General features: G+C 57.3%; 24 protein-coding genes. 14 read left to right on the top strand and 10 right to left on the bottom strand.

Features of this window, described 5'->3' with window-relative positions; genetic code table 11:
- Nucleotides 1–6: 6 nt before the first annotated feature.
- The 4 genes from glnG to glnA form a co-directional block, all read right to left on the bottom strand.
- Complete coding sequence (gene glnG, locus ACTG1P_RS12255) at nucleotides 7–1,425, bottom strand: nitrogen regulation protein NR(I) (protein ID WP_033135371.1); 1,419 nt, start codon at nucleotides 1,423–1,425, stop codon at nucleotides 7–9.
- A gap of 9 nt (nucleotides 1,426–1,434) precedes the next feature.
- The gene (gene glnL / locus ACTG1P_RS12250) at nucleotides 1,435–2,490 is read right to left on the bottom strand and encodes a nitrogen regulation protein NR(II) (protein ID WP_005356202.1); all 1,056 of its coding nucleotides are present in this window, start codon (nucleotides 2,488–2,490) and stop codon (nucleotides 1,435–1,437) included.
- Nucleotides 2,491–2,576: 86 nt separating this feature from the next.
- Complete coding sequence (locus ACTG1P_RS12245) at nucleotides 2,577–3,155, bottom strand: DUF4124 domain-containing protein (protein WP_021231489.1); 579 nt, start codon at nucleotides 3,153–3,155, stop codon at nucleotides 2,577–2,579.
- 115 nt (nucleotides 3,156–3,270) lie between these two features.
- Complete coding sequence (glnA, locus tag ACTG1P_RS12240; protein ID WP_005339672.1) at nucleotides 3,271–4,680, bottom strand: glutamate--ammonia ligase; 1,410 nt, start codon at nucleotides 4,678–4,680, stop codon at nucleotides 3,271–3,273.
- A gap of 351 nt (nucleotides 4,681–5,031) precedes the next feature.
- Here glnA and typA point away from each other — a divergent pair, with 351 nt between their 5' ends.
- Nucleotides 5,032–6,843 (top strand): translational GTPase TypA, encoded by a 1,812-nt coding sequence (typA, locus tag ACTG1P_RS12235; RefSeq protein ID WP_005339679.1) that lies wholly within the window; start codon nucleotides 5,032–5,034, stop codon nucleotides 6,841–6,843.
- Between the two features lie 250 nt (nucleotides 6,844–7,093).
- On the opposite strand, the gene ACTG1P_RS12230 is transcribed toward typA, so the two are convergent.
- The 5 genes from ACTG1P_RS12230 to def form a co-directional block, all read right to left on the bottom strand.
- On the bottom strand, nucleotides 7,094–8,536 hold the full coding sequence (locus ACTG1P_RS12230; RefSeq protein ID WP_005341967.1) for a TrkH family potassium uptake protein: 1,443 nt from the start codon (nucleotides 8,534–8,536) through the stop codon (nucleotides 7,094–7,096).
- A gap of 96 nt (nucleotides 8,537–8,632) precedes the next feature.
- Nucleotides 8,633–10,009: a Trk system potassium transporter TrkA gene (gene trkA, locus ACTG1P_RS12225; RefSeq protein WP_005339689.1), complete on the bottom strand. Its 1,377-nt coding sequence runs from the start codon at nucleotides 10,007–10,009 to the stop codon at nucleotides 8,633–8,635.
- Between the two features lie 79 nt (nucleotides 10,010–10,088).
- Entirely contained in the window at nucleotides 10,089–11,381 is a 1,293-nt protein-coding gene (gene rsmB, locus ACTG1P_RS12220; RefSeq protein ID WP_440001386.1) for a 16S rRNA (cytosine(967)-C(5))-methyltransferase RsmB, read from the bottom strand.
- A gap of 60 nt (nucleotides 11,382–11,441) precedes the next feature.
- Complete coding sequence (gene fmt / locus ACTG1P_RS12215) at nucleotides 11,442–12,386, bottom strand: methionyl-tRNA formyltransferase (RefSeq protein WP_440001385.1); 945 nt, start codon at nucleotides 12,384–12,386, stop codon at nucleotides 11,442–11,444.
- A gap of 12 nt (nucleotides 12,387–12,398) precedes the next feature.
- Nucleotides 12,399–12,911: a peptide deformylase gene (gene def, locus ACTG1P_RS12210; RefSeq protein WP_005339694.1), complete on the bottom strand. Its 513-nt coding sequence runs from the start codon at nucleotides 12,909–12,911 to the stop codon at nucleotides 12,399–12,401.
- A gap of 108 nt (nucleotides 12,912–13,019) precedes the next feature.
- Here def and ACTG1P_RS12205 point away from each other — a divergent pair, with 108 nt between their 5' ends.
- The 9 genes from ACTG1P_RS12205 to ACTG1P_RS12165 all read left to right on the top strand — a co-directional run bounded on the left by ACTG1P_RS12205 (nucleotide 13,020) and on the right by ACTG1P_RS12165 (nucleotide 19,784).
- The gene (locus ACTG1P_RS12205; protein WP_267529387.1) at nucleotides 13,020–14,111 is read left to right on the top strand and encodes a LysM peptidoglycan-binding domain-containing protein; all 1,092 of its coding nucleotides are present in this window, start codon (nucleotides 13,020–13,022) and stop codon (nucleotides 14,109–14,111) included.
- 1 nt (nucleotide 14,112) lies between these two features.
- Nucleotides 14,113–15,228, top strand: coding sequence for a DNA-processing protein DprA (gene dprA, locus ACTG1P_RS12200; RefSeq protein ID WP_440001384.1), 1,116 nt, complete (start codon nucleotides 14,113–14,115; stop codon nucleotides 15,226–15,228).
- Entirely contained in the window at nucleotides 15,221–15,694 is a 474-nt protein-coding gene (locus tag ACTG1P_RS12195; protein WP_005339699.1) for a DUF494 family protein, read from the top strand. The genes dprA and ACTG1P_RS12195 overlap by 8 nt, the downstream gene beginning before the upstream one ends.
- Before the next feature lie 55 nt (nucleotides 15,695–15,749).
- The gene (locus tag ACTG1P_RS12190; RefSeq protein ID WP_005339702.1) at nucleotides 15,750–16,307 is read left to right on the top strand and encodes a DNA topoisomerase family protein; all 558 of its coding nucleotides are present in this window, start codon (nucleotides 15,750–15,752) and stop codon (nucleotides 16,305–16,307) included.
- 74 nt (nucleotides 16,308–16,381) lie between these two features.
- On the top strand, nucleotides 16,382–16,885 hold the full coding sequence (gene purE / locus ACTG1P_RS12185; protein WP_005339704.1) for a 5-(carboxyamino)imidazole ribonucleotide mutase: 504 nt from the start codon (nucleotides 16,382–16,384) through the stop codon (nucleotides 16,883–16,885).
- A gap of 135 nt (nucleotides 16,886–17,020) precedes the next feature.
- Nucleotides 17,021–17,581 (top strand): L-threonylcarbamoyladenylate synthase, encoded by a 561-nt coding sequence (locus tag ACTG1P_RS12180; protein WP_227341766.1) that lies wholly within the window; start codon nucleotides 17,021–17,023, stop codon nucleotides 17,579–17,581.
- 112 nt (nucleotides 17,582–17,693) lie between these two features.
- Complete coding sequence (gene hemF, locus ACTG1P_RS12175) at nucleotides 17,694–18,602, top strand: oxygen-dependent coproporphyrinogen oxidase (protein ID WP_075116086.1); 909 nt, start codon at nucleotides 17,694–17,696, stop codon at nucleotides 18,600–18,602.
- 103 nt (nucleotides 18,603–18,705) lie between these two features.
- Complete coding sequence (gene aroE / locus ACTG1P_RS12170; protein ID WP_440001383.1) at nucleotides 18,706–19,527, top strand: shikimate dehydrogenase; 822 nt, start codon at nucleotides 18,706–18,708, stop codon at nucleotides 19,525–19,527.
- On the top strand, nucleotides 19,524–19,784 hold the full coding sequence (locus tag ACTG1P_RS12165; RefSeq protein ID WP_005339708.1) for a DUF1488 domain-containing protein: 261 nt from the start codon (nucleotides 19,524–19,526) through the stop codon (nucleotides 19,782–19,784). Before aroE ends, ACTG1P_RS12165 begins: the two co-directional genes overlap by 4 nt.
- Before the next feature lie 776 nt (nucleotides 19,785–20,560).
- Here the strand turns inward: ACTG1P_RS12165 and yihA are convergent.
- Nucleotides 20,561–21,217 carry a ribosome biogenesis GTP-binding protein YihA/YsxC gene (gene yihA / locus ACTG1P_RS12160; RefSeq protein ID WP_026034975.1) on the bottom strand — a complete coding sequence of 219 codons (657 nt, stop codon included), beginning with the start codon at nucleotides 21,215–21,217 and terminating at the stop codon, nucleotides 20,561–20,563.
- A 142-nt stretch (nucleotides 21,218–21,359) separates the two neighbouring features.
- On the opposite strand from yihA, the gene ACTG1P_RS12155 reads away from it, so the two are divergent.
- From ACTG1P_RS12155 to hemN, 4 genes are all read left to right on the top strand, one after another.
- Nucleotides 21,360–21,977: a c-type cytochrome gene (locus tag ACTG1P_RS12155; protein WP_005339710.1), complete on the top strand. Its 618-nt coding sequence runs from the start codon at nucleotides 21,360–21,362 to the stop codon at nucleotides 21,975–21,977.
- An 836-nt stretch (nucleotides 21,978–22,813) separates the two neighbouring features.
- Nucleotides 22,814–23,401, top strand: coding sequence for a Der GTPase-activating protein YihI (gene yihI / locus ACTG1P_RS12150; RefSeq protein WP_335827392.1), 588 nt, complete (start codon nucleotides 22,814–22,816; stop codon nucleotides 23,399–23,401).
- An 11-nt stretch (nucleotides 23,402–23,412) separates the two neighbouring features.
- Nucleotides 23,413–23,853 (top strand): DUF2489 domain-containing protein, encoded by a 441-nt coding sequence (locus ACTG1P_RS12145; RefSeq protein ID WP_440002303.1) that lies wholly within the window; start codon nucleotides 23,413–23,415, stop codon nucleotides 23,851–23,853.
- Nucleotides 23,854–23,884: 31 nt separating this feature from the next.
- Nucleotides 23,885–25,258 (top strand): oxygen-independent coproporphyrinogen III oxidase, encoded by a 1,374-nt coding sequence (gene hemN, locus ACTG1P_RS12140; protein ID WP_440001382.1) that lies wholly within the window; start codon nucleotides 23,885–23,887, stop codon nucleotides 25,256–25,258.
- The last annotated feature ends 692 nt before the right edge of the window (nucleotides 25,259–25,950 follow it).

Genomic DNA, 25,950 nt, shown 5'->3' with positions numbered 1-25,950 from the left:
CGGGACTCAGGAGAGATCGAGTTCCTTCAGCTTGCGGGTCAGGGTGTTGCGACCCCAGCCAAGCAGGCGCGCCGCCTCCTGCTTGTGGCCATGGGTGTGCTCCAGCGCAGTCTCCAGCATGATCCGTTCGAACTGGGGCATGGCATCGGCCAGGATGTCTGTCTCACCCAGCGCCAGCTTGCTGGCCACCCACTCCTGCAACTGCTGCTGCCAGCAACCGGGCAACGCCGGTTGGCCGGGCTCGGCGTTGTGGGTAATGGGGGTAAGCAACTCGGGGGGAAGATCGCTCACCAGTACCTCCTGCCCGGAGGCCATCACGGTGAGCCAGCGGCAGACGTTCTCCAGCTGGCGCACGTTACCCGGCCAGGGCAGGCGGCTGATATAGGTCTGGGTATCCGGGTGCAGGCTCTTGGCCTCCACATTCAGCTCCTTGGCGGCGCGCAGCAGGAAGTGACGGGCCAGCTGGGGGATGTCCTCACGGCGCTCTTTGAGAGCGGGGATGTGGATGCGAATGACGTTGAGGCGGTGAAACAGATCCTCGCGAAACTCGCCATCGGCGACTCGCTTCTCCAGATTCTGGTGGGTGGCTGCGATGATCCGTACATCCACCTGCACCGGCTGGTGGCCACCTACCCGGTAGAACTGGCCATCGGCCAAGACCCGCAGCAGCCGGGTTTGTACATCCAGCGGCATGTCGCCGATCTCGTCGAGAAACAGGGTGCCGCCGTCGGCCTGCTCGAAGCGGCCATGGCGGATGTTGTTGGCGCCGGTGAATGCCCCCTTCTCGTGACCGAACAGCTCGGATTCGATGAGATCTTTCGGGATAGCCGCCATGTTGAGGGCGATAAAGTTTTTGTGGGCGCGCGGGCTGTGCTTGTGCAGCGCATGGGCGACCAGCTCCTTGCCGGTGCCGCTCTGGCCGTTGATCAATACCGAGATGCTGGAGCGCGACAGGCGGCCGATGGCGCGGAACACCTCCTGCATCGCCGGTGCTTCACCGATGATCTCCGGCGTAGCAGTGGCTTCTTGCTGGCGAGACTTTCGCTTGGTCCGCTGCTCTTTGAGGTGATTCTCGGCGCGGCGCACCAGGGTCACAGCTTCGTCGATGTCGAATGGCTTGGGCAGGTACTCGAAGGCGCCGCGCTGGTAGGCGTTGACCGCGCTGTCGAGATCCGAGTGGGCGGTCATGATGATGATGGGCAGATCGGCCTGACGGCGGTGGATCTGCTCCAACAGGCTCAGGCCGTCGATACCGGGCATCCGGATATCGGAGAGGATCACATCGGGCGAGCGCAGCTCAAGGGCGTGCAGCAGGGCTTCGCCATCGGCAAAGCTCTCGCAGTTGAAGCCTTCGCTGCCGAGAGTGCGCTCCAGCACCCAGCGGATAGAACTGTCGTCATCGACGATCCACACTTTGGCGGTCATGGGGTTCCCTTACTTGCGAAGCGGTAGAAAAATGGTGAATTCGGTGTGACCCGGCCAGCTGATGCAGTCAATCCGCCCTTTGTGCTGGTCGATCAGGTTCTGGGCGATGGAGAGGCCGAGCCCGGTTCCCCCCTCCTTGCCGGTGATCATGGGGTAGAACAGGGTGTCGCGAATGGCGTCTGGAATACCGGGGCCGTTGTCGATGATCTTGATCTCCGCTGCCAGCCGGTAACGCTGGCCGTGTATGGTGATCTGGAACGCGGTGCGGGTCTTGATACGAATAAGCCCGGTCTGATCCCCCAGTGCTTCGGCGGCATTGCGCACTATGTTGAGAAACGCCTGCTGCAGCTGATCCGGCTCCATCTCGAATTCGGGGATGCTGGGGTCGTAATCCCGCTCGATGCGAACAGAGGGAGGGAGTTCGAGCTCCACCAGTCGGCGTACCTGCTCCAGCACCGAATGGACATTGTGCATCTGGTGGCGGCCGGGGCGTTGGGGGCCGAGCAGTCGATCGACCAGAACCCGCAGTCGGTCAGCCTGTTCGATGATGATGCCGGTATATTCGCGCAGGGCCGGATCCGGCAGCTCTTTTTGCAGCAGCTGGGCCGCGCCGCGCAGGCCGCCGAGGGGATTCTTGATTTCGTGGGCCAGCCCGCGCACCAGCTCCTTGGCCGCCAGCTGCTGGGCATGTTGTTGCTGTTCCTGACTGATCTTCTTCTGCTGGTCGATCTTGCGCAGCTCCACCACCAGCAGACGCTGTTCGTGGTCGGCCATCGGGGTAGCGCTCAGCTCCACCAGTCGCGGTTCTCCCTCTACCACCAGAGTCACTTCGCTATCGGTAAAGCCTTGCCCTGACACGAGGCACTGCTTGAGCCGCTGCAAATCGAGGGAGATATGTTCCAGTAGATGGGGCAGTTCGATGCCGATCAGCCGGCGTTCACTGAGAGAGAGCAGCTGTTCAGCCGCCGGGTTGACGAACTGGATGCAGAGCCGCTCATCCATCAGGATCACGGCGGTCAGCAAATTATCCAAGAGTGTTTTGGCGTTGTCCGAGCGGGTTGGCACAGGTTTCTCCCTAAAACGGTGCTACACACCTGTTATGCACCGATATGGTGCATAGAGTTTACCCGCATCGGTGCGCTATATCACCCCTAGTCGGCTTTGGGGGTGGGTTTGGGAGCCGGCGTCACGCTCGCTCTATGCAGGTAAAAGGTGACTGCACTGGATTTAGCAAGGATCGTACCGTCTTTGGCGAGCAGCTCGAGTTGAGCCTCGTGGGCGCCGCGATCGACGTTTTCGACCCGGACAGAGAGGCTGTTGCTGACGATGGGGGCGGCTTTGCCATCCAGGGTCAGGCGCACATCATACTGGGTCGGAGGTTTGGGGCTGATGGTGCCCTGAAAGACGATGTTGCCTGTGTTGTCGCGCAGGGTGCTGCCCTGTTCCGGGGAGAGCAGCTCGATGGTCAGCTTGGCCGCCTCTTTCTCTTTCTTGGCATCGGCGCCGGTCAGGCTGTTGAAGTTATCCACCTGCACCGATCTGGGCGCGCTGCTGCCCAGCAGCGGGGCGACCCGCAGATCGACCTCTTTGGCGTTTTTGCCGGGGGGGGGGGCATCCGAGTAGTGGGTGATGCCATTGCCATCGACCCAGGAGTAGACCTTGGCCGCGTCCGCAGCGAACGAGGTCAGCAACAGGAGGCTGAGCACCCCTATGCCATGCTTGTTGTTCATCCATCTCTCCTTGACGGTATTTTGCTTAATCCTATCAGAGAAAAAACCCGCCAGATGGCGGGTTTTGTCACGATTAAGCAAGCTGACCAGATTTAAACGGCCAGTCTGCTGAGACTTAGACGGAGTAGTACAGTTCGAACTCCAGCGGGTGCGGGGTCATGCGCACACGGTCAACGTCCTGCTGTTTCAGTTCCAGATAGGAGTTGATGAAGTCATCGCTGAACACGCCGCCGCGGGTCAGGAACTCGCGGTCAGCATCCAGAGCGGCTAGGGCTTCGTCCAGAGAGCCGGCAACGGTCGGTACTTCTGCAGCCTCTTCCGGCGGCAGGTCGTACAAGTTCTTGTCCATGGCATCGCCCGGATGGATCTTGTTGATGATACCGTCCAGACCGGCCATCAGCTGGGCTGCGAAGGCCAGGTACGGGTTGGCAGCCGGATCCGGGAAGCGCACTTCGATACGACGGGCTTTCGGGCTCGGTACCACAGGGATACGGATGGAGGCAGAGCGGTTGCGGGCAGAGTAGGCCAGCATGACCGGTGCTTCATAACCCGGAACCAGACGCTTGTAGGAGTTGGTGGTCGGGTTGGCGAAGGCGTTGATGGCCTTGGCGTGCTTGATGATACCGCCGATGTAGTGCAGTGCCATCTCGGACAGACCGCCATACAGGTCGCCAGCGAACAGGTTGACGCCGTTCTTGGCCAGAGACTGGTGGCAGTGCATGCCGGAGCCGTTGTCACCGAACATGGGTTTCGGCATGAAGGTAACGGTCTTGTTGTAGGCGTGGGCCACGTTGTGGATCACGTACTTCAGCACCTGCACTTCATCAGCTTTCAGCGTAAGAGTGTTGAAGCGGGTAGCGATCTCGTTCTGACCGGCAGTGGCCACTTCGTGGTGGTGAGCTTCAACGACCTGGCCCATCTCTTCCAGCACCAGACACATGGCGGCACGGATATCCTGGGAGGAGTCGACCGGTGCAACCGGGAAGTAACCGCCTTTCACGAACGGACGGTGACCCTTGTTGCCATGCTCATAGGCAGTGCCGGAGTTCCATGCGGCTTCTTCAGATTCGATCTTCACGAAGCTGTGGCCCATGGTGTTGGAGAAGGTGATGTTGTCGAACATGAAGAATTCCGGCTCCGGCCCGAACAGCACGGTGTCAGCGATGCCGCTGGACTTCAGGAAATCTTCTGCACGTTTGGCGATGGAGCGCGGATCGCGATCGTAGCCCTGCATGGTGGCAGGCTCCAGCACGTCACAAACGATGTTCAGGGTGGTCTCTTCGGTGAACGGGTCCAGCTTGGCGGAGGCTGCGTCCGGCATCAGTACCATGTCGGATTCGTTGATGCCCTTCCAGCCGCCGATGGAGGAACCATCGAACATCTTGCCGTCTTCGAAGAAATCTTCATCAACCTGATGAGCAGGGATGGATACATGCTGCTCTTTACCCTTGGTGTCGGTAAAGCGCAGATCAACAAACTTGACTTCGTGTTCCTGGATCAGGGCCAAAACGTTCTGGGCTGACATGCTAAGTAACCTCCGGTGTTAAAACTCTCTGGGTGAATGCGTCGTCGTATTCACATAAGCCAGTATCGTGCCAAGTTTGTGACAGCTTGATTTCAGGGCAATCTCGCTGAAGAGGCTCCCCAAAATCAGGCGATCTCGACTCGCGTTGCATCAATTTAGTGCGATGGTGGATCGTTTTGGTGCACTGTAATGGTGCGCGAAATACGGTCACCGCCCATCTAAGCAGGGTTTGTCAGAGAGGTCTATGATCCAGATCTGTTGTTATGCGTGAATGTACTGCAATTCTGCTAGGCAGATCACAAAGGCAAGAGTACAATTAGCGCCCAATTTTACCCGGTGATTGAGGCGAGAATGTTAGAGAATTTACGCAATATTGCGATTATTGCGCACGTTGACCACGGCAAAACGACTCTGGTTGATAAGCTGCTGCAGCAGTCCGGCACCCTGGACCGCTCCACGGAAGGCCAGGAACGGATCATGGACTCCAATGATCTGGAACGGGAACGTGGCATCACCATTCTCGCCAAGAACACTGCGATCCGCTGGAATGACTACCGTATCAACATCGTTGATACCCCGGGTCACGCCGACTTCGGTGGTGAAGTAGAGCGCGTACTGTCCATGGTTGACTCCGTGCTGCTGCTGGTTGACGCCGTAGACGGCCCGATGCCGCAAACCCGTTTCGTGACCCAGAAAGCGTTCGCTCAGGGTCTGAAGCCGATCGTGGTCATCAACAAGGTTGACCGTCCGGGTGCTCGTCCTGATTGGGTAATGGATCAGGTATTCGACCTGTTCGACAACCTGGGTGCGACTGACGAACAGCTGGATTTCAAAGTTGTTTACGCCTCTGCACTGAACGGTTGGGCCACCATGGATCAGGACGTCGAGTCCGAGAACATGGAGCCGCTGTTCCAGGCTATCGTTGACAACGTTGAAGCGCCGAAGGCTGATGCCGAAGGTGGTTTCCAGATGCAGATCTCCCAGCTGGACTACAACTCCTACGTGGGCGTTATCGGTATCGGCCGTATCACCCGTGGTCGCGTCAAGACCAACCAGCAAGTCACCATCGTTGGTGCTGATGGCAAGACCCGTAACGGTAAAGTCGGTCAGGTGCTGGGTTACCTGGGTCTGTCCCGTACTGAAGTTACCGACGCGCAAGCGGGTGACATCATCGCCATCACCGGTCTGGGCGAGCTGAAAATCTCCGACACCATCTGTGACAACGGTGCCGTTGAAGCCCTGCCGCCGCTCTCCGTTGACGAGCCGACCGTGAACATGACCTTCCAGGTCAACACCTCACCGTTTGCCGGTAAAGAGGGCAAGTTCGTGACCTCCCGTAACATTCTGGAGCGTCTGAACCAGGAGCTGGTCCACAACGTGGCCCTGCGCGTGGAAGAGACTGATGATCCGGACAAGTTCCGTGTATCCGGTCGTGGTGAACTGCACCTCTCCATCCTGATCGAAAACATGCGTCGCGAAGGTTACGAGCTGGCGGTATCCCGTCCGGAAGTAATCCTGCGTACCGTTGATGGCGTTCTGCAAGAACCGTTCGAAACCGTAACTGTGGACGTTGAAGAAGCGCACCAGGGTTCCGTGATGGAGCAACTGGGTCTGCGTAAGGGCGAAATGACCAACATGACCCCGGATGGCAAGGGTCGTGTCCGTCTGGACTTCATGATCCCGAGCCGTGGCCTGATCGGTTTCCAGACCGAGTTCATGACCATGACCTCAGGTACCGGTCTGCTCTACCACACCTTCGACCACTACGGTCCGCACAAGGGTGGCAGCATCGGCGAGCGTCAGAATGGCGTGCTGATCTCCAACGCTACCGGTAAAGCACTGACTTACGCCCTGTTCGGTCTGCAAGACCGTGGTCGTCTGTTCATCGGTCACGCGACCGAAGTGTACGAAGGCCAGGTGATCGGTATTCACTCCCGTTCCAACGACCTGACTGTTAACTGCCTGAAAGGCAAGCAGCTGACCAACATGCGTGCCTCCGGTACCGACGAAGCTCAAGTGCTGACTCCGCCGATCCGCATGACTCTGGAACAGGCACTCGAGTTCATCGATAACGACGAACTGGTAGAAGTGACTCCGAAGAACATCCGTATCCGCAAGAAATTGCTGACTGAGTTGGATCGCAAGCGCTCTGGCCGTGGTTAATGCCATGTGCTGAGTCTCGGCAGCCCTTGCGGCCGCTGACGGTTCACTGATAAACGGACCCAAACCTCTGGTTTGGGTCCGTTTTTTTATGCTTGTGATTCACTCTGGCTCATCCTGATGAGCTCGTTCAGGCCATCAGCAATGGATGATGAGTGGTCTGATAAGCGGCGAACCAAAGTCGTGGGGATGGGTGAGATAAAAAGCCGCAGCGGGTGGCCGCTGCGGCTTTTTGCTGGCTTGCAGTGAGGGATTACTGGCGCCAGAAGGAGGGGAAGAAGAGCACGGCGACCGTCAGGATCTCCAGTCGTCCCAGCAGCATGCCGAATGACAGCAGCCATTTGGCCGATTCCGGCAGGCTGGCAAAGTTGGTGCTGGGGCCGACCACCGGGCCCATGCCCGGGCCGACGTTGGCCACGGCGGTGATGGAGCTGGATATGGCCGTCAGGGGGTCCAGCCCGATGGCGCCCAGTAGCGCCGCGATCACCAGAATGATGGCGAAGTAGGCCAGCACGAAAGAGATCATCGAGCGGATGATGGCATCATTGACCGTCCGGCCGTTGTACTTCTGGGGAAATACGGCAGAAGGGTGCATCAGCTGGCGCATCTGCTTTCTGAACAGGGCGAAGGCGACCTGCACCCGGAAGATCTTGAGACCACCCGCAGTGGAGCCTGAGCAGGCCCCAAGAGCCAGCAGCACGATGAAGACGATGCTGGCGAGCGGCCCCCAGGTGCCGAAGTCACCAAGGCCGTAGCCGGTGGTGGTGAGTACCGAGACGATGTTGAAGCAGCTGATGCGCAGGGCATCCCAGAAGCCGAACAGGTCTCTCTCCCACAGATAGAAGGTCATGATGACAGTGACCCAGACCACCAGCCAGAAGAAGCCGCGTACCTGGGCATCCTTGAACAGGCTGTTGTCCCTGTGGTTGAGGCTCTGCACATAGAGCAGGAAGGGCAGTCCGCCGAGGAACATGAACAGGGTGCCAATCCAGTGTGCCGAGTTGGAGAAGTGGGACATGGATTGATCGGAGGTGGAGTAGCCGCCGGTACTGAGAGTGGTCATGGCGTGGTTGATCGCCTCGAACATGTTCATGCCGCTGGCCCAGTAGGCCATGAAGCAGAGCATGGAGAGCACCAGATAGACCACGACGATGTTGTTGGCGACCGTCTTGGCACGCGGGGCGCTTTTATCCGACCAGTCCGAGCTCTCGGTCTGGAACAGCTTCATGCCGCCGACGTTGAGGTAGGGCAGCACGGCAACTGCCATCACGATAAAGCCAACTCCGCCCAGCCACTGCAGGATGGAACGCCACAACAGGATGCTGTGGGCCATGTTGTCGAGGCCGGAGAGCACGGTAGAGCCCGTGGTGGTCACCCCCGACATGGTCTCGAAGTAGGCGTCGGTGAAGTTGATGTGGGTGATGAAAACAAACGGCAGGGCGCCAAAGGCGCAGGCCACCACCCAGACCGAGGTGGTGAGCAGGAACATCTCCCGCACCCCCAGATGAAACTCCGCTTTGCGGCCGTAGTGGAGGCAGAGCAGGGCGGCGCCGTGGGTGATGAGCACGGACTTGAGAAACTCGACAAATCCCTCTGACCCGGTGAGCAGTGCCAGCAAGGTGGGCAGCCACATGAAGAGCGCCAGCTTGGAGAGCACAAGCCCGAGGGTGAAGATAATGGGACGCAGCTTGATCATGTTCGATAACCTGGTCGTTGATTAACAAAAGACCCGGACCATCCCCTTGGGGGAGCTGAGCCGGGTCTGGTTTGACAGCCTGTGTGCATGAAGACGTTACAGGAAGAAGGGGCTTGGCTGGAACAGCCGCTCCACTTCCGGGATGTACTTCTTGTCCACCAGGAACATGACCACGTGGTCATCCTGCTGGATCTTGGTGCGATCGTGAGCGATCAGCACCTCATCCCCGCGCACCACGGCACCGATGGTGGTGCCCGGCGGCAGCTTGAGCTCGCCCACCGTCTTGCCGACCACCTTGGAGGTGTTCTCGTCACCGTGGGCAATCGCCTCGATCGCCTCGGCCGCGCCGCGGCGCAGACTGTATACGTTGGCGATATCGGCTCGGCGCACATGGGTCAACAGGGCCGAGATGGTGGCTTGCTGGGGCGAGATGGCGATATCGATAGAGCCACCCTGCACCAGATCGACGTAGGCGCCGCGCTGGATCAGCACCATGGTCTTCTTGGCGCCCATCTTCTTGGCGAGCAGGGCAGACATGATGTTGGCCTCATCCTCGTTGGTCACGGCGATGAAGACGTCGATTTGATCGATATGCTCCTCGGCCAGTAGCTCCTGATCCGCCGCATCGCCGCAGAAGACGATGGTGTTTTCCAGCAGTTCGGAGAGCTGCTCCGCCCGCTTCTGGTTGCGCTCGATGAGCTTGACGCTGTAGCGCTTCTCCAGCTGGCGGGCAAGGCCCGCGCCGATGTTGCCGCCACCGACGATCATGATGCGTCGGTAGGGGCTCTCGAGGCGCTGCAGCTCCGACATCACGGCACGGATATGGCCCGCGGCGGCGACGAAGAAGACCTCGTCATCCGCTTCGATGATGGTGGTACCTTGCGGACGGATCGGGCGGCCCTGACGGAAGATAGCCGCTACCCGAGTTTCGATGTTGGGCATGTGCTCGCGCAGGGTTGAGAGGGCGTTACCCACCAGCGGGCCGCCGTAGTAGGCCTTGACTGCCACCAAACCGACGCGGCCACCGGCAAAATCAACCACTTGCAGGGCACCCGGATATTCGATCAGGCGACGCACATAGTCGGTCACCAACTGCTCCGGCGCGATCAGGTGATCCACCGGTACCGATTCCGGCAGAAACAGGCGATCCCGCTCGGTCAGATAGGCCGGCGAGCGGATCCGTGCCACCTTGTTCGGGGTGTTGAACAGGGAGTAGGCCACCTGACAGGCGATCATGTTGGTCTCGTCACTGTTGGTGACGGCGACCAGCATGTCGGCATCCTGAGCCCCCGCTTCGCGCAGCACCTTGGGGTGAGCGCCATGGCCGTTGACCACCCGCAGGTCAAACTTGTCCTGCAGTTCGCGCAGGCGCTCGCTGTCGGTATCGACGATGGTGATGTCGTTGTTCTCTCCGGCCAGGTTCTCGGCCAGAGTGCCGCCGACCTGGCCGGCTCCCAAAATGATGATTTTCATAGGGAACGTCTACTCACGTTGATGCAGTAAAGGGGCATTTCGCCTGCATGGCGATTGCCCCGGAAGAAGCATGTCAGCGTCACAGCTTGACCAGCTTGGCGTAGTAGAAGCCATCCATCTCGGCTTCACCTGGCAGGAACTGGCGACCCGGGCAGTCCGGAGTGTCCTGTTCGTGCAACGGTACCAATTTGGCATCTTTGGCCGCGGCAAGGAAGGCGCGGATCTGGTCGCGGTTCTCTTCCGGCAGGACGGAGCAGGTGGCGTAGAGCAGGGTGCCGCCGCTCTTCAGCTTGCCCCAGAGGGCGTTCAGAATGCGGCGCTGCAGCTCGGCCAGCTCACGAATGTCCTGATCCCGGCGCAGCCACTTGATGTCTGGGTGGCGACGGATAACGCCGGTGGCGGAGCAGGGGGCATCCAGCAGGATGCGGTCGAACTGACCCTCCGGCCACCACTGTTCCGGTGCCGCCGCATCGCCGTGGATCACCTTGGCGGTCAGGCCGATGCGATCCAGGTTCTCCTGCACCCGCTTGAGGCGGTTTTCGTCGGCATCGACGGCAACCACGCCAGCCAGCTTGGGCTGACGCTCCAGCAGGTGGGCAGTCTTGCCGCCGGGGGCCGCGCAGGCATCCAGCACCCACTCACCCGGTTGCGGGTCGAGCAGTGCCGCGGCCTGCTGTGCTGCACCATCCTGTACCGAGCAGTCACCCACTTCAAAGCCGGGCAGCTTGGTCACATCGCAAGGACGCTCCAGCAGGATGCAATCCTCGCCCTCTTCACCGGCCACGGCATTGATGCCGGCTTCGGCCATGCGAGCCAGCATGGCATCGCGGCTCTGGCGCTGGCTGTTGTTGCGGATCCACATGGGAGGGCGTTGGTTGTTCGCCTCCATGATGAATTCCCATTCATCGTGATAGGCCTGACGCAGGCGCTTGGTGAGCCACTCCGGATGACCGAGGCGAATGCTGGGAACGCGGTCGATGCGCAGCAGAATGACTTCGGCGCTGCGCTGGAAGTTGCGCAGCACGCCGTTGATGAGGCCACGCAGTGAGGTGCCTTTGAGCAGTTTGACGGCGTTGACGGTCTCGGCCACCGCGGCGTGAGCCGGAATGCGGGTGTAGATCAGCTGATAGAGACCGACCAGGATGAGGTAGTGGAAAATGCGGCTCTTGTTCTTGAGCGGCTTGTCCATCATCTCGTTGACTGCCGCATCGAGGCGGGGCAGCCAGCGCAGGGTGCCGTAGCAGAGTTCTTGCAGGAGAGCACGATCGCGAGGCGCGACCTTCTCCTGGGCAGCAGGCAGAACAGCGGAGAGGGATTGACCCTGATCCAGCACCTGTTGAATAACGAGAGCGGCCTGTGCACGTGTTTTCATAGAGTTACCTTAGATGCGCAAGTCGGGGCCTGGGCCCCGCTTGTGTCAATTCAATCCAGTTCAATTCAATTGCGTGCCGGGTTCAAACCAGTCGCGGCGAGAGTTGAGCAGATCCGAAACGGACATCGCCTTCTTGCCGGGCGGTTGCAGGGTCAGCAGGCGCAGTACCCCTTTGCCGGTCGCGATATCGATCCCCTGCTTGTCGGCCTTGAGCAGGGTGCCGGCGGGTTGGTCGTGGTCGCTGTCAATGACGGCGGCTTGCCATACCTTGACGGTCTGGTCAGCCACTTCAAACCAGCTGATGGGCCAGGGGTTGAACGAGCGGATGCAGCGTTCGATGGCAACAGCCTCCATCGACCAGTCGATGCGGGCCTCTTCCTTGGAGAGCTTTTCGGCGTAGTTGGCCAGCGCATCATCTTGTGCCTCGGCAGCGGTTTCACCGGTGGCCATGGCATTGATGGTGTCGACCAGTGCCTGCGGGCCCAGCTCGGCCAGCTTGTCATAGAGGCTGGCGGAGGTCTCGTCGGCGGCGATGGGGCAGCTTACCTTGCGGATCATGGCGCCGGTATCCAGTCCCACATCCATCTGCATGATGGTGACGCCGGTTTCGGCATCGCCCGCCCAGATAGAGCGCTGGATCGGTGCGGCACCGCGCCAGCGGGGCAGCAGGGAGCCATGGACGTTGATGCAGCCCAGCCGCGGGGTATCGAGTACCACCTTGGGCAGGATCAGACCATAGGCCACCACCACCATCAGGTCGGCACCCAGTGCAGCAAGCTCGGCTTGCGCCTCTTCCTTGCGCAGAGAGGCTGGTTGGTAAACCGGCAGGTTGTGGGCCAGTGCCAGCTCTTTGACCGGGCTGGCGGTGAGCTTCTGGCCACGGCCAGCAGGCTTGTCAGGCTGGGTATAAACGGCAACGACCTCGTGGTCGGAAGACAACAACGCCGCCAGGTGACGGGCGGCGAAGTCGGGAGTACCGGCAAAAATCAGTTTCAGCTTATTCAATGGGGCAGATCCTCAGAGGACTTTGCGATCTTCACGGGCCATCTTTTCCAGCTTCTGGCGAATGCGCTGGCGCTTGAGCGGGGACAGGTAATCCACAAACAGCTTGCCGACCAGATGATCCATCTCATGCTGGATGCAGATGGCGAGTAGATCATCGGCTTCCAGCTCGAACGGCTTGCCGTGGCGATCCAGGGCGCGGATTTTGATCTGTTCGGCGCGAGGCACCAGAGCACGGCTGCCGGGCACGGAGAGGCAACCCTCTTCAATGCCGGTGCTGCCGCACTGCTCGATGACCTCCGGATTGATCAATACCAGAGGATCTTCACGGTTTTCAGAGACATCGATCACTATGATGCGCTGGTGAATGTCGACCTGAGTCGCGGCTAGGCCAATGCCTTCCTCCGCGTACATGGTTTCGAACATATCATCTACAATCTGTTGTAACTCGGGTGTAAAGGTCTCGACAGGGGCTGCAACGGTGCGCAGGCGCTCATCGGGAAAACGCAATACATCTAGAATGGCCATAGTTTTTTCTTTAGTTTCGTATAAATGCAGTCAATATTGGCGTAATTCTAGTCATTTACGCCGACAAAAAACAGCAACACTTTGCGTACAGAAGTAACAGGGAGTGTTATGTATCTGAAGCAAACCATCCTCGCCTGCCTGCTGGTGACCGTGAGTCAGGCAGCATTGGCCGATCAGCTCAGGCTGAAAGCGGGTTACCCCGAAAGTTATGTAGTGCAAAAAGGCGACACCCTGTGGGATATCTCCGGCAAGTATCTTTCCGAACCCTGGCTCTGGCCCCGTCTCTGGAACATCAATCCGCAGATTGCCAATCCTCACTGGATCTACCCCGGTGATGTACTGCATCTGAGCTGGGTCAATGGTGAACCCCGGCTCGGCAAGGCGATGCAGGGTGGCAAGCAAGTCATCCGTCTCGGCCCGAAAACCCGTTACGAGAACAAAGCCAACCCCATTCCGACCCTGCCTATCAGCGAGATCGGCCCCTTCCTGCAAACCGACCATATTCTGGCTGACAGCCAGCAGCAGAAAACCTTGCCCTATCTGCTGGGGTCGGATCAGAAGAATATCGGCATGCTGGAGGGGGACACCCTCTATGTGCAGGGCTCCCTGACACCGGGACAGGTCTATGGCATTTATCATCCCGGAGTGGTCTACAAGGATCGCGAAACCGGTGAACTGCTGGGCCAGGAGGCGATCTTTGCCGGTGTGGTGCGGGCCGTGGCGCGTCTTGATGGCGATCGGACTGAAGTTACCCTCACTCATAACCAGCGCGAAGTGCTGCAGGGCGACAAGGTGATGCCGCTGCCGGCTCAAGAGAACATGCCCGCCGTCTTCACACCGAAAGCGGCACCTGCCATCACGCCGGGCTATATCATCGATTTGCCGAACAAGACCCGGGGCGGTGGCAAGTTTGATGTGGTGCTGATCAACCGGGGTGGCCGCGATCAGCTAGTCGCCGGGGATGTACTGGATGTCAGACGACCCGGTGCTGCTCTGGTTACCAAGAATGGCGATGTACAGTACAAGGAGCTCTCGTCGGTTTTTAACCGGGTGTTTTACAGCAGCAACAAGAAGGCACCACTGCCCTCTGAAGCGATTGCCCGTGTCATGTTGTTCAAGGTGTATGACAAGCTGAGTTACGGTCTCATCATGCAGAGTAACGACATGGTGAGTGCGGGTTATCAGGTCACTCACTTCTGACGTGAATTACCCCGACGCGCGTCTGGCGCTCTGGCTAACTCTCGATGCGGTCACCGGTATCGGTCCGGTGACCGCTGCACGTCTGTTGGCGCGGGCCGGGGGAAGTATTGAGGCCCTGTTTCAGAGCGATGAAGCGCAACTGCATGGTATGGGGCTGTCGTCAGAACAGATCAAACAACTGCGCTGGCCCTCGCCGGTGGTTGAGCAGAGCTTGGCTTGGGCCGCTTTGCCTGACAATATCCTTATTCCGCAAGATCACCCGATTTATCCACCCTTGTTGCGGGAGATTCCCGCGGCCCCCCTGTTGCTCTACTGTCGTGGAGATCTTGCTGCGCTGTCGCTACCCCAGCTGGCAATGGTGGGGACACGCCATCCTACCTATGCAGGCAAAGATAATGCCTCCCGCCTCTGTAGCGAGCTGGTTGGATGCGGGTTAGCCATCACCTCGGGCCTTGCTCTTGGTATCGATGGTGTTTGCCATCAGCAAGCGCTGGCTGGTGGCGGTATCACCCTTGCTGTGTTGGGCTCCGGGCTGGATTGCCTCTACCCCAAACGCCATCAGGGGCTGGCAGGCCAGATTCTGGAGAAAGGTGGCTTGCTTATCTCCGAGCTGGCGCCGGATAAAGGGCCGCTGGCTGAACATTTTCCTCGTCGCAACCGTATTATCAGTGGTCTGTCGCTGGGAACTCTGGTGGTGGAGGCGACCGAGCAGAGCGGTTCGCTGATCACCGCCCGCTATGCGCTTGAACAGGGGCGCGAAGTGTTTTCGGTACCCGGCGCCCCGCAAAATGCCCAGGCGATAGGGTGCAATAGATTAATTCAGCAGGGGGCCAAACTTGTGCTGAGTGCGGCCGATATAGTGGAAGAGCTGCCAGAGTGGGTCGTACGGCCAGATCCGTCGGTCACACCATCTGAGCAACCGCATAATAGCGAATTGCCTTATGCCGATTTGTTGGATAACGTAGATTATGAGACCACGAGCGTGGATACCGTTGCCGAGCGGGCCCAGCTTCCTGTCGAAGTGGTATTGGGCAGGTTGGTAGAGCTGGAGCTGGCCGGTGCAGTGATGGCGGTAGCCGGTGGATACGTCAGAGCGAGGAGGGCGAATCATGTTTGATGTATTGATGTACCTTTTCGAGACCTACATCCACAGCGATGCAGATGTGATGGTCGAGCAGGATGAGCTCACCGACGAGTTGAGCCGGGCCGGTTTCGATAAAGAAGAGATCGACAAGGCGCTCGACTGGCTGGAGCGGCTGGCCAATCTGCACGATAGCGAGCGGGAGGTCTATGTTACCGCCAGCGCGCAAGGCTCGATGCGTATCTATGCTCCGCAAGAGCTGGCACGCCTCAGCACCGAGTGCCGCGGCTTCCTGCTCTTTCTGGAACAGGCCCAGGTGTTGAATGCCGAAACCCGCGAGATCTGTATCGAGCGCCTGCTCGAGCTGGACAAGCCGGATATCGAGCTGGATGACCTGAAGTGGGTCGTCATGATGGTGCTGTTCAACGTACCGGGCAGTGAAAATGCCTACCAGCAGATGGAAGAGCTGGTGTTTGATGAGTCAGACGGCGTCATTCACTGACAGTCCGGTGCCGCGCTGGTAGAATTCAGGCCATCTGGATTTCAAGGCGCGGCCCATGTCAAAAATCGATCATCACCTCTTTTCAGCCCACGAACATGCCTTCGAGCGCGAGCCGTGCCCGCAGTGCGGGGCCGAGCTGGTGATCCGCCAGGGCAAACATGGCCCCTTTCTCGGCTGTTCTGCCTATCCTGCCTGTGATTACATTCGCTCCCTGACGCCATCCGGCCGCGACATCGAAAAGGTGCTCGAAGGCTCTGCCTGTCCCGATTGCGGAGAGCCGTTGGCGATAAAGAAGGGGCGTTACGGTCTGTTTGTCGGTTGTACCCAGTATCCGGCCTGTCAGCACATCGAATCCCTGCAGGAGAGCGATGATACCCAGATCCTCTGCCCCGAGTGCGGCAAGGGGCATCTGGTGAGCCGCACCTCCCGCTACGGCAAGCAGTTTTACTCTTGTGATGGCTATCCCCATTGCAAATATGTGGTGAACGACAAGCCGATCCCCATGCCTTGTCCCGCGTGTGGCTGGGGCATCATGGTGGAAAAAAAAGTGAGGGGAACGCTGCGTTGGGTCTGTCCGCAAAAGAAATGCGGCCACCAAAGTGAGCAGGTATAATCCCGCCGCCGCAACCGGATTGAAACGTTTTCGGTGAACTTCAACCCCCCACTTGGAGTAAGGAAATTCCCACCATGAATAAACCCTTTGTTGCCGTATTGATGGGCTCTGATTCTGATTTCCCCGTGATGCAAACCACCCTCGAGGTGCTCAAGTCATTTGATATCGCAGTGGAAGTCAAAGTCACCTCCGCGCACCGCACGCCGGCTGCGACTCATCAGTATGTGACCGATGCCGAGGCCCGTGGCTGCAAGGTCTTTATCTGTGCTGCCGGTCTGGCTGCGCATCTGGCGGGTGCCGTAGCCGGCATCACGACTCGTCCCGTGATCGGGGTGCCCATCGATGGTGGCCCGCTCAAGGGGCTGGATGCGTTGCTCTCCACCGTGCAGATGCCGGGTGGTGTACCGGTGGCGACCGTGGCGATCGGCAAAGCCGGTGCCAAGAACGCAGGTTATCTGGCAGCCCAGATGCTGGCAGTAGCCGATGATGAACTGGCGGCCAAGGTTCGGGCCGAACGCCAGAAGAATGCCGAAGAGGTGATGGCCAAGGATGCCGCCCTGCAGGCTCAACTCAAGTAAGTGAACGGGTGGCGATCCGGATGTGTCGTATTTTTCCTGTGCTACAGCAAAACGTCACTTTTCCATGGTCGCCGCCATACGGATTCAACTTGCTACTAAGTGACGAGGCGGCAGCCTGGCTGCCGCATTTTTCCTATGCCAAATGAATTTGAACAGGCGGTTGCCGCCCTCCAGCAGGAAGGGGTGATCGCTTATGCGACCGAGGCCGTGTTTGGTCTGGGATGTGATCCCGACTCCGAAGTTGCGGTGCAGCGACTGCTGGCCATCAAGCAGCGTCCGGTAGAGAAAGGGTTGATCCTGATTGCTGCCGACGTGGCGCAATTGCAGGATTACATCGATCTGAGCCAACTTAGCGGTGAACAACTGGCTCTGGTTGAAGCCAGCTGGCCCGGCCCCTTTACCTGGATCATGCCTGCCCGTGCAACGACGCCAGCCTGGCTGACCGGGCAGTTCGAGACCCTGGCGGTGCGCGTGACGGCTCATCCTCAGGTACAGGCGTTGTGCCGTGCCTTTGGTAAGCCGCTGGTCTCTACCAGCGCCAACCTGACCGGTGAGGAGCCTGCCCGTCGGGTGGCCGATATTGGTGAGCGGTTGGCAAGCAAGTTGGCCTATATCCTGCCCGGTGAAGTGGGTGGTCAAGCCAATCCATCAGAGATCAAGGACGCCCGAACCGGCGCCATTATTCGCCCCTCCTGAGCTGGCGGATACGTCATGATTTGCTATCAATCCGCTGAGCGGTGAGCTCATCTGATTGATTTAACTATAAAAATGGACAGGGCGTTCACGATCCTGCCTGACTGGAGACAAGATGAGCAAACCGGATGTGGCCCAGGTCAAGGCCTTCCTGTTGCAGTTGCAGGACGAGATCTGCCGTGGTCTGGAGCAGGCCGATGGCAGTGGACACTTTGTGGAAGATGCCTGGAGCCGTGAAGGCGGTGGCGGTGGTCGCACCCGTGTGCTGCGCCACGGCGCGGTGATCGAGCAGGGGGGCGTCAACTTCTCCCATGTCTATGGCGATGCCATGCCTGCCTCTGCTACAGCCCATCGGCCCGAGTTGGCCGGTCGCAAGTTCGAGGCGATGGGTGTGTCGCTGGTGATCCATCCGCACAACCCCTATGTGCCGACCAGCCACGCCAACGTCCGTTTCTTCATCGCCGAGAAGGAAGGCGAAGAGCCCATTTGGTGGTTTGGCGGTGGCTTCGATTTGACGCCCTTCTATCCGTTTGCCGAAGATGTGCAGCACTGGCATCAGGTCTCCCGTGATCTCTGCCAGCCGTTCGGTGATGAGATCTACCCCGAGTTCAAATCTTGGTGCGATCGCTACTTCTTCCTCAAGCACCGCAACGAGACACGGGGGGTGGGCGGTCTCTTCTTCGACGATCTGAATCGCTGGCCTTTTGCCGACTGCTTCGCCTTTATGCAGGCGGTCGGTCGGGGTTATCTCGATGCTTACCTGCCGATCATTGAACGACGCAAGGTTCTACCCTATGGCGAGCGGGAGCGGGAGTTCCAGCTCTATCGTCGCGGCCGTTATGTGGAGTTCAATCTGGTGTATGACCGTGGCACCCTGTTCGGGCTGCAGACCGGCGGACGTACCGAGTCGATCCTGATGTCGATGCCACCGTTGGCACGTTGGGAGTATGACTGGCAGCCGGAAGCGGGCACTCCTGAAGCCTTGCTCTACACCGATTACCTCACGCCGCGAGAGTGGCTGTGACCCGAGGGGCCATGATGGCCCCTTTTTACTGACCGATATTCGGCTTGTTCCCGAGTGCGAAAACCCGTTAAATCGGAATATTGCCCTCTGATGGAACTCTTTGATGGATCGTTATCTGGTTTTTGGCCACCCGGTGCGCCACAGCAAGTCCCCCTTCATTCACACCCTGTTTGCCAGACAAACCCAGCAAGAGCTGGAGTATGGGCTGGCTGAACCCGCCGTCGACGAGTTTGCCCACGCCCTGCAGGTCTTCTTTGCCCAAGGGGGCAAGGGATGCAATGTCACCGTTCCCTTCAAGGAGCTGGCATTTACTCTGGTCGATCGGTTGAGCCCGAGGGCCAAGCGGGCGGGCGCGGTCAATACCATCAAGCTGACCGATGATGGTGTGTTGCTGGGGGATAATACCGATGGCGCCGGTCTGGTCGCCGATCTCAAGTCCCATGGTGTGACGCTGGCGGATAACCGGATCCTGCTGCTGGGTGCCGGTGGAGCTGCTCGCGGTGCATTGGCGCCGCTGCTGGCTGAGTTGCCGAGCGAGCTGGTGGTCACCAACCGCACCTACGCAAAAGCGCAACAGTTGGCTGTCGAATTCCACGATCTGGGGCCTGTGACTGCACAGACCTATGAGCAGTTGGCAGGGCCATTCGATCTCGTTATCAATTCGACTTCTGCCAGCCTGCAAGGAGAGCTGCCACCGTTGGCGCCTGCCCTGATCCACACTGATATTGCCATCTACGACATGATGTATGGCGCCTCGGATACGGCGTTTATCAGTTGGGCCAAGCAGCATGGGGCCCGTCAAACCATGGATGGACTCGGCATGCTGGTGGAACAGGCCGCCGAAGCGTTTACCGTGTGGCGCGGAATTCGTCCCGGGACTAAACAGGTATTGAGAGAGTTGAAGCGTAACTTGGGGGTGATATGAACCAGGGTATTCTGTTTCCCGATCTGATGGAGTGGCAGGCTGACGAACAGCGGGTGCGTTTTCCTGCCCAGCAGATGGGGGCGCTGATAGATTGTTACATCAGCCAGCGGCGGCTGGAGAGAATGACCGGTCTGGCGCTGACGAGGGAGGATGATATCGTCAGAGCCTTTGAAAGTGTGCGTTTTGACATTGAAGATCTGGCTGAAAAACTCATTGAAGAACAAGAGTTTGCTGAAGATGGTGCTATCTATCTCTGATTTTTCAAAGTTTTTTTGTTTTGTAGCGGAACTACTTTGAAATGGCGCTGACTAACTAGATAGTTGAGGAAGTGCTAGCTAGTCACCTTTATAACTCCCCGGTATTCGTACTGGGGATTTTTTTATCTGTATGAAAATAAAAGATTTTTTATTAATCTGTAAGTTGTGAAACTAAATTACATAAATTACTTTCACTTTCTGCTGCTTTGCTGTACAGTTGTCTGCGTAGGGTACAGAGGTAAGATGTTCTATCTTTCAGACCTTTTATTTCACGTAATTGAATGTGGCTGAATAGCTGCCCCGATGAGGTTCTCGTCGGGGTGTTTTTTTATGCACGTCATTTAGAGTAAATGCTTTAAATTGGCGATGCATTTGATAGAATGAGGCTGTTTCTTGAGGAATACCTATCGTCTGGTACTCAAGATTCAGCTTCTTCCCAATTTTTTGAACTTATTATTTCAGGCTGGATGGCATCACTGTCGTCCGGCCTCATTTTTATCCCTTTCGGCTAGATCTTGTAATTAAATTTCATTTTGGTCTCTTTCTGTAATTCTTGTTCGTTTTGAAAGAACAGATTTGAAAACGCTATCAGCGCCCCCTCAAGTTAATTTCTATAATGAATTAACGATCTATCTATATGAACTGTAAGCGGTAATGGATATAACAGGGGAGACGAATTCGGGGTATTAGTCGTGAGGCAGGTGAAAGCGGCAATCTGAAACCCTTTCAATCAGCGGAGGAGTGCTCCGCCAATTGCAAGGAGAGCGAGGAGTAGATTACTCCTCGGCAGGTTGCTGTTCATCAGCGTCCAGCAGGTCGGTATCGTCACCACTGACGTACCATTCGGTCAGGGTTTGCGCCAGCTTCTCCACACCGATATTGGTGAGGGAGGAGAACGCTTCGACCTGGATCTGGGAACCGAGGTTGGCAACGGCCTGGCGCACCTTGATCACCTGGTTGTTGCGCGGGCCGGGGCTCAATTTGTCAGCCTTGGTCAGCAGCAGCATGACGGGCAACTGACGGTGCGAGCTCCACTCCAGCATGTTCATGTCGGTATCTTTGAGCGGGTGGCGGATGTCCATCAGGATCACCAGACCTTTCAATGACTCACGGCGCTGCAGATACTCTGCCAGTGACTTTTGCCACTTGAGCTTCATTTCCAGCGGAACTTGCGCATAACCATAACCCGGCAAGTCGACCAGACGCTTGCCCGGTTCCAGCTCAAACAGGTTGATCAGCTGGGTACGACCGGGTGTCTTACTGGTGCGCGCCAGGTTCTTGTGTTTGGTTAAGGTGTTCAATGCAGATGACTTACCGGCGTTGGAACGGCCGGCAAACGCGATCTCGACACCCCCATCATTTGGCAGGTGACGGATGTCGGGTGCGCTGGTCACAAAATGCACCTTATTGAAATTCAGAGTTTGTGTATCCAACGTAAATTCCCCATGGAGATAGAGGGTTATAGAGTTACTTTTTTGTAAAATGGTGTAAAATAGCGTCGCTTAAACGCGTTTATTTTAACATGCCTTCAGCGGCATGGGATCTGGAAGCCTAATAACGAAAAGTTGGAACGCCATGAAGAACCTAGTCATTACTCTTGCTCTGATGGTTGGCGTAACGGGGATGGCACAAGCCAAGGGCGATGCCGCTGCGGGACAGACCAAGGCTGCCGTTTGTGCGGCTTGTCATGGACCGGACGGAAACAGCCTGGTTGATATGTACCCCAAAATTGCTGGTCAGCACGCATCATATATCAAAAAGCAGTTAGTTGAACTGAAGGCTGCCGCTTCTGGTCAAATTGGCCGGGTTGCGCCAGTGATGGGGCCGATGGCGTTACCTTTGTCGGAACAGGACATGGATGACCTGGCGGCTTATTTCTCCAGCCTGAAGGTTACCCCTATCGCTGTCCCTGACGACGTGGTCGAAGCGGGCAAGGCTCTCTATATGGGTGGTGACATGAGTCGCGGTCTGGCAGCTTGTACGGCTTGCCATGGTCCTCGTGGCTCGGGTGTCGAACAGGCGAAGTATCCCAACCTGTCCGGCCAGCATCCTGCCTATATCAAGGCTCAGCTCACCGCATTCCGTGCCGGCACGCGTGACAACGATCCGAATGGCATGATGCGGGATGTTGCCAAGAAACTGACTGATCAGGATATCGAAGCCCTCTCCAAATATGTGGCGGGTCTGCACTGATATAGTCGATACGGTCGATTTGAGTTGAAACGGGGAGCCTGGGCTCCCCGTTGTTTTTATGGCTTTCAGATAATTCTCGGTTTAATCCCCCCGTTCTGTAAGAGATCTCCCATTCTCAAGGCAGGCCAAGGCTCATAAAATTGCATAAAATATTAAATAATCATTATTTATCAATAAATTATATAAATATTGATATTTTTCGACATGTTGAGAATGTTTTGAGTGGATTGAGCCGCTTTATAGAGTTGGTACAGTAGGCTTAATGGATTCACCCACGGATTGGGTGGCAGTTTCACGACAGGGCGTTGTGAGCAGAGGATGGCTGGCGTGGCGGGATGCCATGGGCTCGGATGAGCTGGCAAAGGATTGAAGGATCAGGATGGTGGCCATCTCCGGAGCGGGATGGGGTTGCGGGATGCAGACTCCCCGGCACGATGGCAGGATGCGGTCGAGACGGGTGAAACAAGCACACGCACATTCAGGAACGACCAATATAAGGTCAGGATGACCACACAACGATATGATGCGGCGACAAGTTGTCACGGAGAGGACGAAACAGATTGTTTTGCCATTCAGGATGGCGCACGCATGAACATATCAAGGCAGCTTCGGCTGCCTTTTTTCTTTTGGGTCATTAACCCGATCAGTCATTCTGTGTCAAAATACCAGCAACATGCCCAGAGGATACCGATCCTGCGGTGTTCAGTGGCCTGATTGGGCCGGATTGGTGCGGGATCCTGCTCTTGTTCCAGCCTTACTGTTCCTCGCATCGTATCCCACCGGGTGAGATCATCCCGGGTACGGGTCAAACCAGTTATTTTCGGAGTTAGCCATTCATGTCTGCCAAACAACCCACTCGCAAGCCTACTGGCAAGCGCAAAGAATCTGATGTCAGTGCTCAGGAAGGCCGTGAGCGTAAACGGGCTGCCAAGCGCAAAGGCCTGAAGGCTGGTTCTCGTCAGCAAGTTGAACAGCCGAAGAACAAGTCTGGCAACAGCCAGTCCAAAGATCCGCGTATCGGTTCCCGCAAGCCGGTGGTACTGGTGGTGGATGACAAACAGAAGAAGCCGGCAGCACCCAAGGCGGTGAAAGAGAAGAAGCTGGTGATGACGCCCGAGCAGGAGCTGGCTTCCATCGAAAACGATGACCGCTTGAATGATCTGCTGGATCGTCTTGATGCCGGTGAAACCCTGGACGCGGCCGAGCAGGCCTGGGTTGATCAGCGCGTCGACCGTTATCAGGAGCTGATGGATGAGCTGGGCATCATCGACAACGACGATGATGAAGATGATGATCTGCCGTTTGATGATGGCGATGACGCCGAGTTCGACGAGCAGAAACCAGCCTCCGAAGAGGAGTTGTGGGACCGTTTCAACCAGGTCGATTTCAAGCCGGAACCCAAGCCTGAGCCGAAGAAAAAGTGATGAGTGGATGGATGCTGGCCGCCCTGTTGGGCGGCCTGATTTTGTCAGGATTGGCCATCTATGCAGGCATGCTGCTGGCCAGGCTGAGACGGCTGCAAGCGATGCAGCGGCAGGCGATTACCGCTCGCAATGAACGAATTCTGGAGAGCGTACGGGTCATTGCTCATGCGGTGCAGGAGGGGCAGTGCGATTACTCCGAAGGCGCCATTCGGCTGACCAATCTGCTGGATGCGTTGCAGATCAAGGGGGGGCGGGCGTTCGTTGCCGAGTTCCCAGGTCTGTACGGGCTGTATGAGAAGGTGAAAGATATGCCGACTCATGAGGCCAGACGTGCCCTCAAGCGCAATGAAGTGATGAAGATGGATCTCGAACGCAGCGGTTACGAGGCCGAGCTGGAGGCTCAGATCCTCAAGGATGTGGCCCAGCTGAAGGATTTTCAGTTAGGTCGGTGAGCCAACAATAACAACAAGAGAGGAAGCGAGCGTGCAAGCAGAACAGATTGTGTGGGATCAGGCCCTGATCGAAAAATATAACTACAGTGGCCCGCGATACACCTCTTATCCCACTGCGCTGGAGTTCAACGAGAGCTTCGGCTATCCGGATTTTGTCCGCGCTGCCGGCCAGTATCCCGAGCGCAATCTGTCGCTCTACGTGCACATCCCTTTCTGTCACAAGCTCTGCTACTACTGCGGCTGCAACAAGGTCATTACCCGTCATCAACACAAGGCTGACGAGTACCTCGACTATTTGGAGCAGGAGATCAAGGCGCAAGCCCCGCTCTTCAAGCATCGTCTGGTCACCCAGTTGCACTGGGGCGGCGGTACTCCCACCTATCTGGATGAAGTACAAACGCGCCGCCTGATGGCCATGCTGCGTGAGCACTTCCATTTCGCCGAAGAGGGGGAGTTCAGCATCGAGGTCGATCCGCGCGAGATTGCCATTACCATGCTGGATGTGCTGCGAGACGTCGGCTTCAACCGCATCAGCCTTGGGGTGCAGGACTTCAACAAGGATGTACAGGTCGCAGTCAACCGCGAGCAGGACAACGACTTTATTAAAGCCATGTTGGAACGGGCCAGAGAACTGGGTTTCCGCTCGACCAACCTCGACCTTATCTATGGCCTGCCGCATCAGGATCGTGCCAGCTTCCACCATACGCTGGAAGAGGTGCTCAAGACGGATCCGGCGCGCCTCTCCATCTTCAACTATGCCCATCTGCCGAGTCGCTTTGCCGCCCAGCGCAAGTTGAAAGAGGTGGATATGCCTGCGCCGCAGGAGAAGCTGGCCATGCTGCAGGACACCATCGCCTTCCTCACTGGCCAGGGTTATCAGTTCATCGGTATGGACCATTTTGCCAAACCCGATGACGAGCTGGCGGTAGCGCAGCGCGAGGGCAAGCTGCACCGCAACTTCCAGGGCTATACCACCCAGGGTGATTGCGATCTGCTGGGACTGGGGGTCTCCTCCATCAGCATGATCGGTGAGGCCTATTCCCAGAACCAGAAAGAGCTCAAGGCGTATTACGCACAGGTTGCAGAGCTGGGTCATGCCCAGTGGAAAGGCTGCTCGCTCAATCAGGATGACCTGATCCGCCGTGAGGTGATCAAGCGGCTCATCTGTGATTTCCGTCTGAATTTTGCCGCTGTCGAACAGGCGCACGGGCTCAATTTCAGAGAGTATTTTGCCGACGATCTCAAGCTGCTGCAGACCTTCATCAACGATGGATTGGTGCGTATGACGGAGGATGGTCTGGAGGTCTCTTCCACGGGGCAGCTGCTGATCCGCAATATCTGCATGTGTTTCGACGTGTACTTGCGCAACAAGGCGCGCCAGCAGCAGTTCTCTCGCGTGATATAAGCTTGTTTGCCGATTAGAAAACAGAGAAGGGCGCCATCGTGGCGCCCCTTTCATATGTATTTTTACTTAGGCTGCAGGTCGCGAAGGTTCTGGCAAGAAGTCTCTGCGCTGAGGCAAGCAATTGGGAATCAGGCAATGGTCGCGGTGAAACGCAGATAAAAAGATGGGGGCGACTTGCGTCGCCCCCGGTAGTCGTATCGCTCAGATCCTTGAACGAAGTTGCTCCCTGCAATCCCTGACTGTTTACCTCTTCCTTTAGGTTTCCCCTTCCCAATCCTTTGGGGTGTCCTTTAGCCATCTTGGCCTGACGAGTCATCCTGTCCCGCCGCACTTTCTCCGTCCTGGGAGGTGTCCTTTACCACATCCTGTGGTGAGTCCATTTGCCCAACCCTAGCAGCCAGTCTTCCTGACCGACTTCATTGCGTCCGTGCATGAGTAACTATAAGGATTTTCTAGCCGGCTACAACGCCAGATTGGAAAACGTTTTTGCCATTAGCTATTTCGAAAGCGGTGAGTTTCGATTTATTCATTTATAAACAGCTAGTTAAGTTTCTCATCTTCATGTTTTAAGATCTTATCTTCCGATTATCTCAGGGATCTTTTAGGCTGTTGGCTTACATATGAAATGGCAGATCTCTTACACGGCATTTTGGTTGCTTCAGAAACAGATTTTGCAGTCTGATAATGGTCAT

Origin of the sequence: Aeromonas sp. 11P (genome assembly GCF_051920165.1) — a bacterium.
GTDB classification, from domain to species: domain Bacteria; phylum Pseudomonadota; class Gammaproteobacteria; order Enterobacterales; family Aeromonadaceae; genus Aeromonas; species Aeromonas veronii.
Note: the sequence above shows the minus strand (reverse complement) of the source record. Positions and strands in the feature narration are given on the sequence as shown.

What these genes read in the sequence shown, in the direction of transcription:
- ACTG1P_RS12180 (WP_227341766.1), top strand. Translation starts at nt 17,021, where the DNA reads ATGCCAAATGAATTTGAACAGGCGGTTGCCGCCCTCCAGCAGGAAGGG.
- glnA (WP_005339672.1), bottom strand. Translation starts at nt 4,680, where the DNA reads ATGTCAGCCCAGAACGTTTTGGCCCTGATCCAGGAACACGAAGTCAAG.
- rsmB (WP_440001386.1), bottom strand. Translation starts at nt 11,381, where the DNA reads ATGAAAACACGTGCACAGGCCGCTCTCGTTATTCAACAGGTGCTGGAT.
- ACTG1P_RS12165 (WP_005339708.1), top strand. Translation starts at nt 19,524, where the DNA reads ATGAACCAGGGTATTCTGTTTCCCGATCTGATGGAGTGGCAGGCTGAC.
- typA (WP_005339679.1), top strand. Translation starts at nt 5,032, where the DNA reads ATGTTAGAGAATTTACGCAATATTGCGATTATTGCGCACGTTGACCAC.
- yihI (WP_335827392.1), top strand. Translation starts at nt 22,814, where the DNA reads ATGTCTGCCAAACAACCCACTCGCAAGCCTACTGGCAAGCGCAAAGAA.
- hemF (WP_075116086.1), top strand. Translation starts at nt 17,694, where the DNA reads ATGAGCAAACCGGATGTGGCCCAGGTCAAGGCCTTCCTGTTGCAGTTG.
- purE (WP_005339704.1), top strand. Translation starts at nt 16,382, where the DNA reads ATGAATAAACCCTTTGTTGCCGTATTGATGGGCTCTGATTCTGATTTC.
- ACTG1P_RS12245 (WP_021231489.1), bottom strand. Translation starts at nt 3,155, where the DNA reads ATGAACAACAAGCATGGCATAGGGGTGCTCAGCCTCCTGTTGCTGACC.
- trkA (WP_005339689.1), bottom strand. Translation starts at nt 10,009, where the DNA reads ATGAAAATCATCATTTTGGGAGCCGGCCAGGTCGGCGGCACTCTGGCC.
- ACTG1P_RS12155 (WP_005339710.1), top strand. Translation starts at nt 21,360, where the DNA reads ATGAAGAACCTAGTCATTACTCTTGCTCTGATGGTTGGCGTAACGGGG.
- def (WP_005339694.1), bottom strand. Translation starts at nt 12,911, where the DNA reads ATGGCCATTCTAGATGTATTGCGTTTTCCCGATGAGCGCCTGCGCACC.
- ACTG1P_RS12205 (WP_267529387.1), top strand. Translation starts at nt 13,020, where the DNA reads ATGTATCTGAAGCAAACCATCCTCGCCTGCCTGCTGGTGACCGTGAGT.
- ACTG1P_RS12190 (WP_005339702.1), top strand. Translation starts at nt 15,750, where the DNA reads ATGTCAAAAATCGATCATCACCTCTTTTCAGCCCACGAACATGCCTTC.
- ACTG1P_RS12145 (WP_440002303.1), top strand. Translation starts at nt 23,413, where the DNA reads ATGCTGGCCGCCCTGTTGGGCGGCCTGATTTTGTCAGGATTGGCCATC.
- glnG (WP_033135371.1), bottom strand. Translation starts at nt 1,425, where the DNA reads ATGACCGCCAAAGTGTGGATCGTCGATGACGACAGTTCTATCCGCTGG.
- ACTG1P_RS12230 (WP_005341967.1), bottom strand. Translation starts at nt 8,536, where the DNA reads ATGATCAAGCTGCGTCCCATTATCTTCACCCTCGGGCTTGTGCTCTCC.
- aroE (WP_440001383.1), top strand. Translation starts at nt 18,706, where the DNA reads ATGGATCGTTATCTGGTTTTTGGCCACCCGGTGCGCCACAGCAAGTCC.
- ACTG1P_RS12195 (WP_005339699.1), top strand. Translation starts at nt 15,221, where the DNA reads ATGTTTGATGTATTGATGTACCTTTTCGAGACCTACATCCACAGCGAT.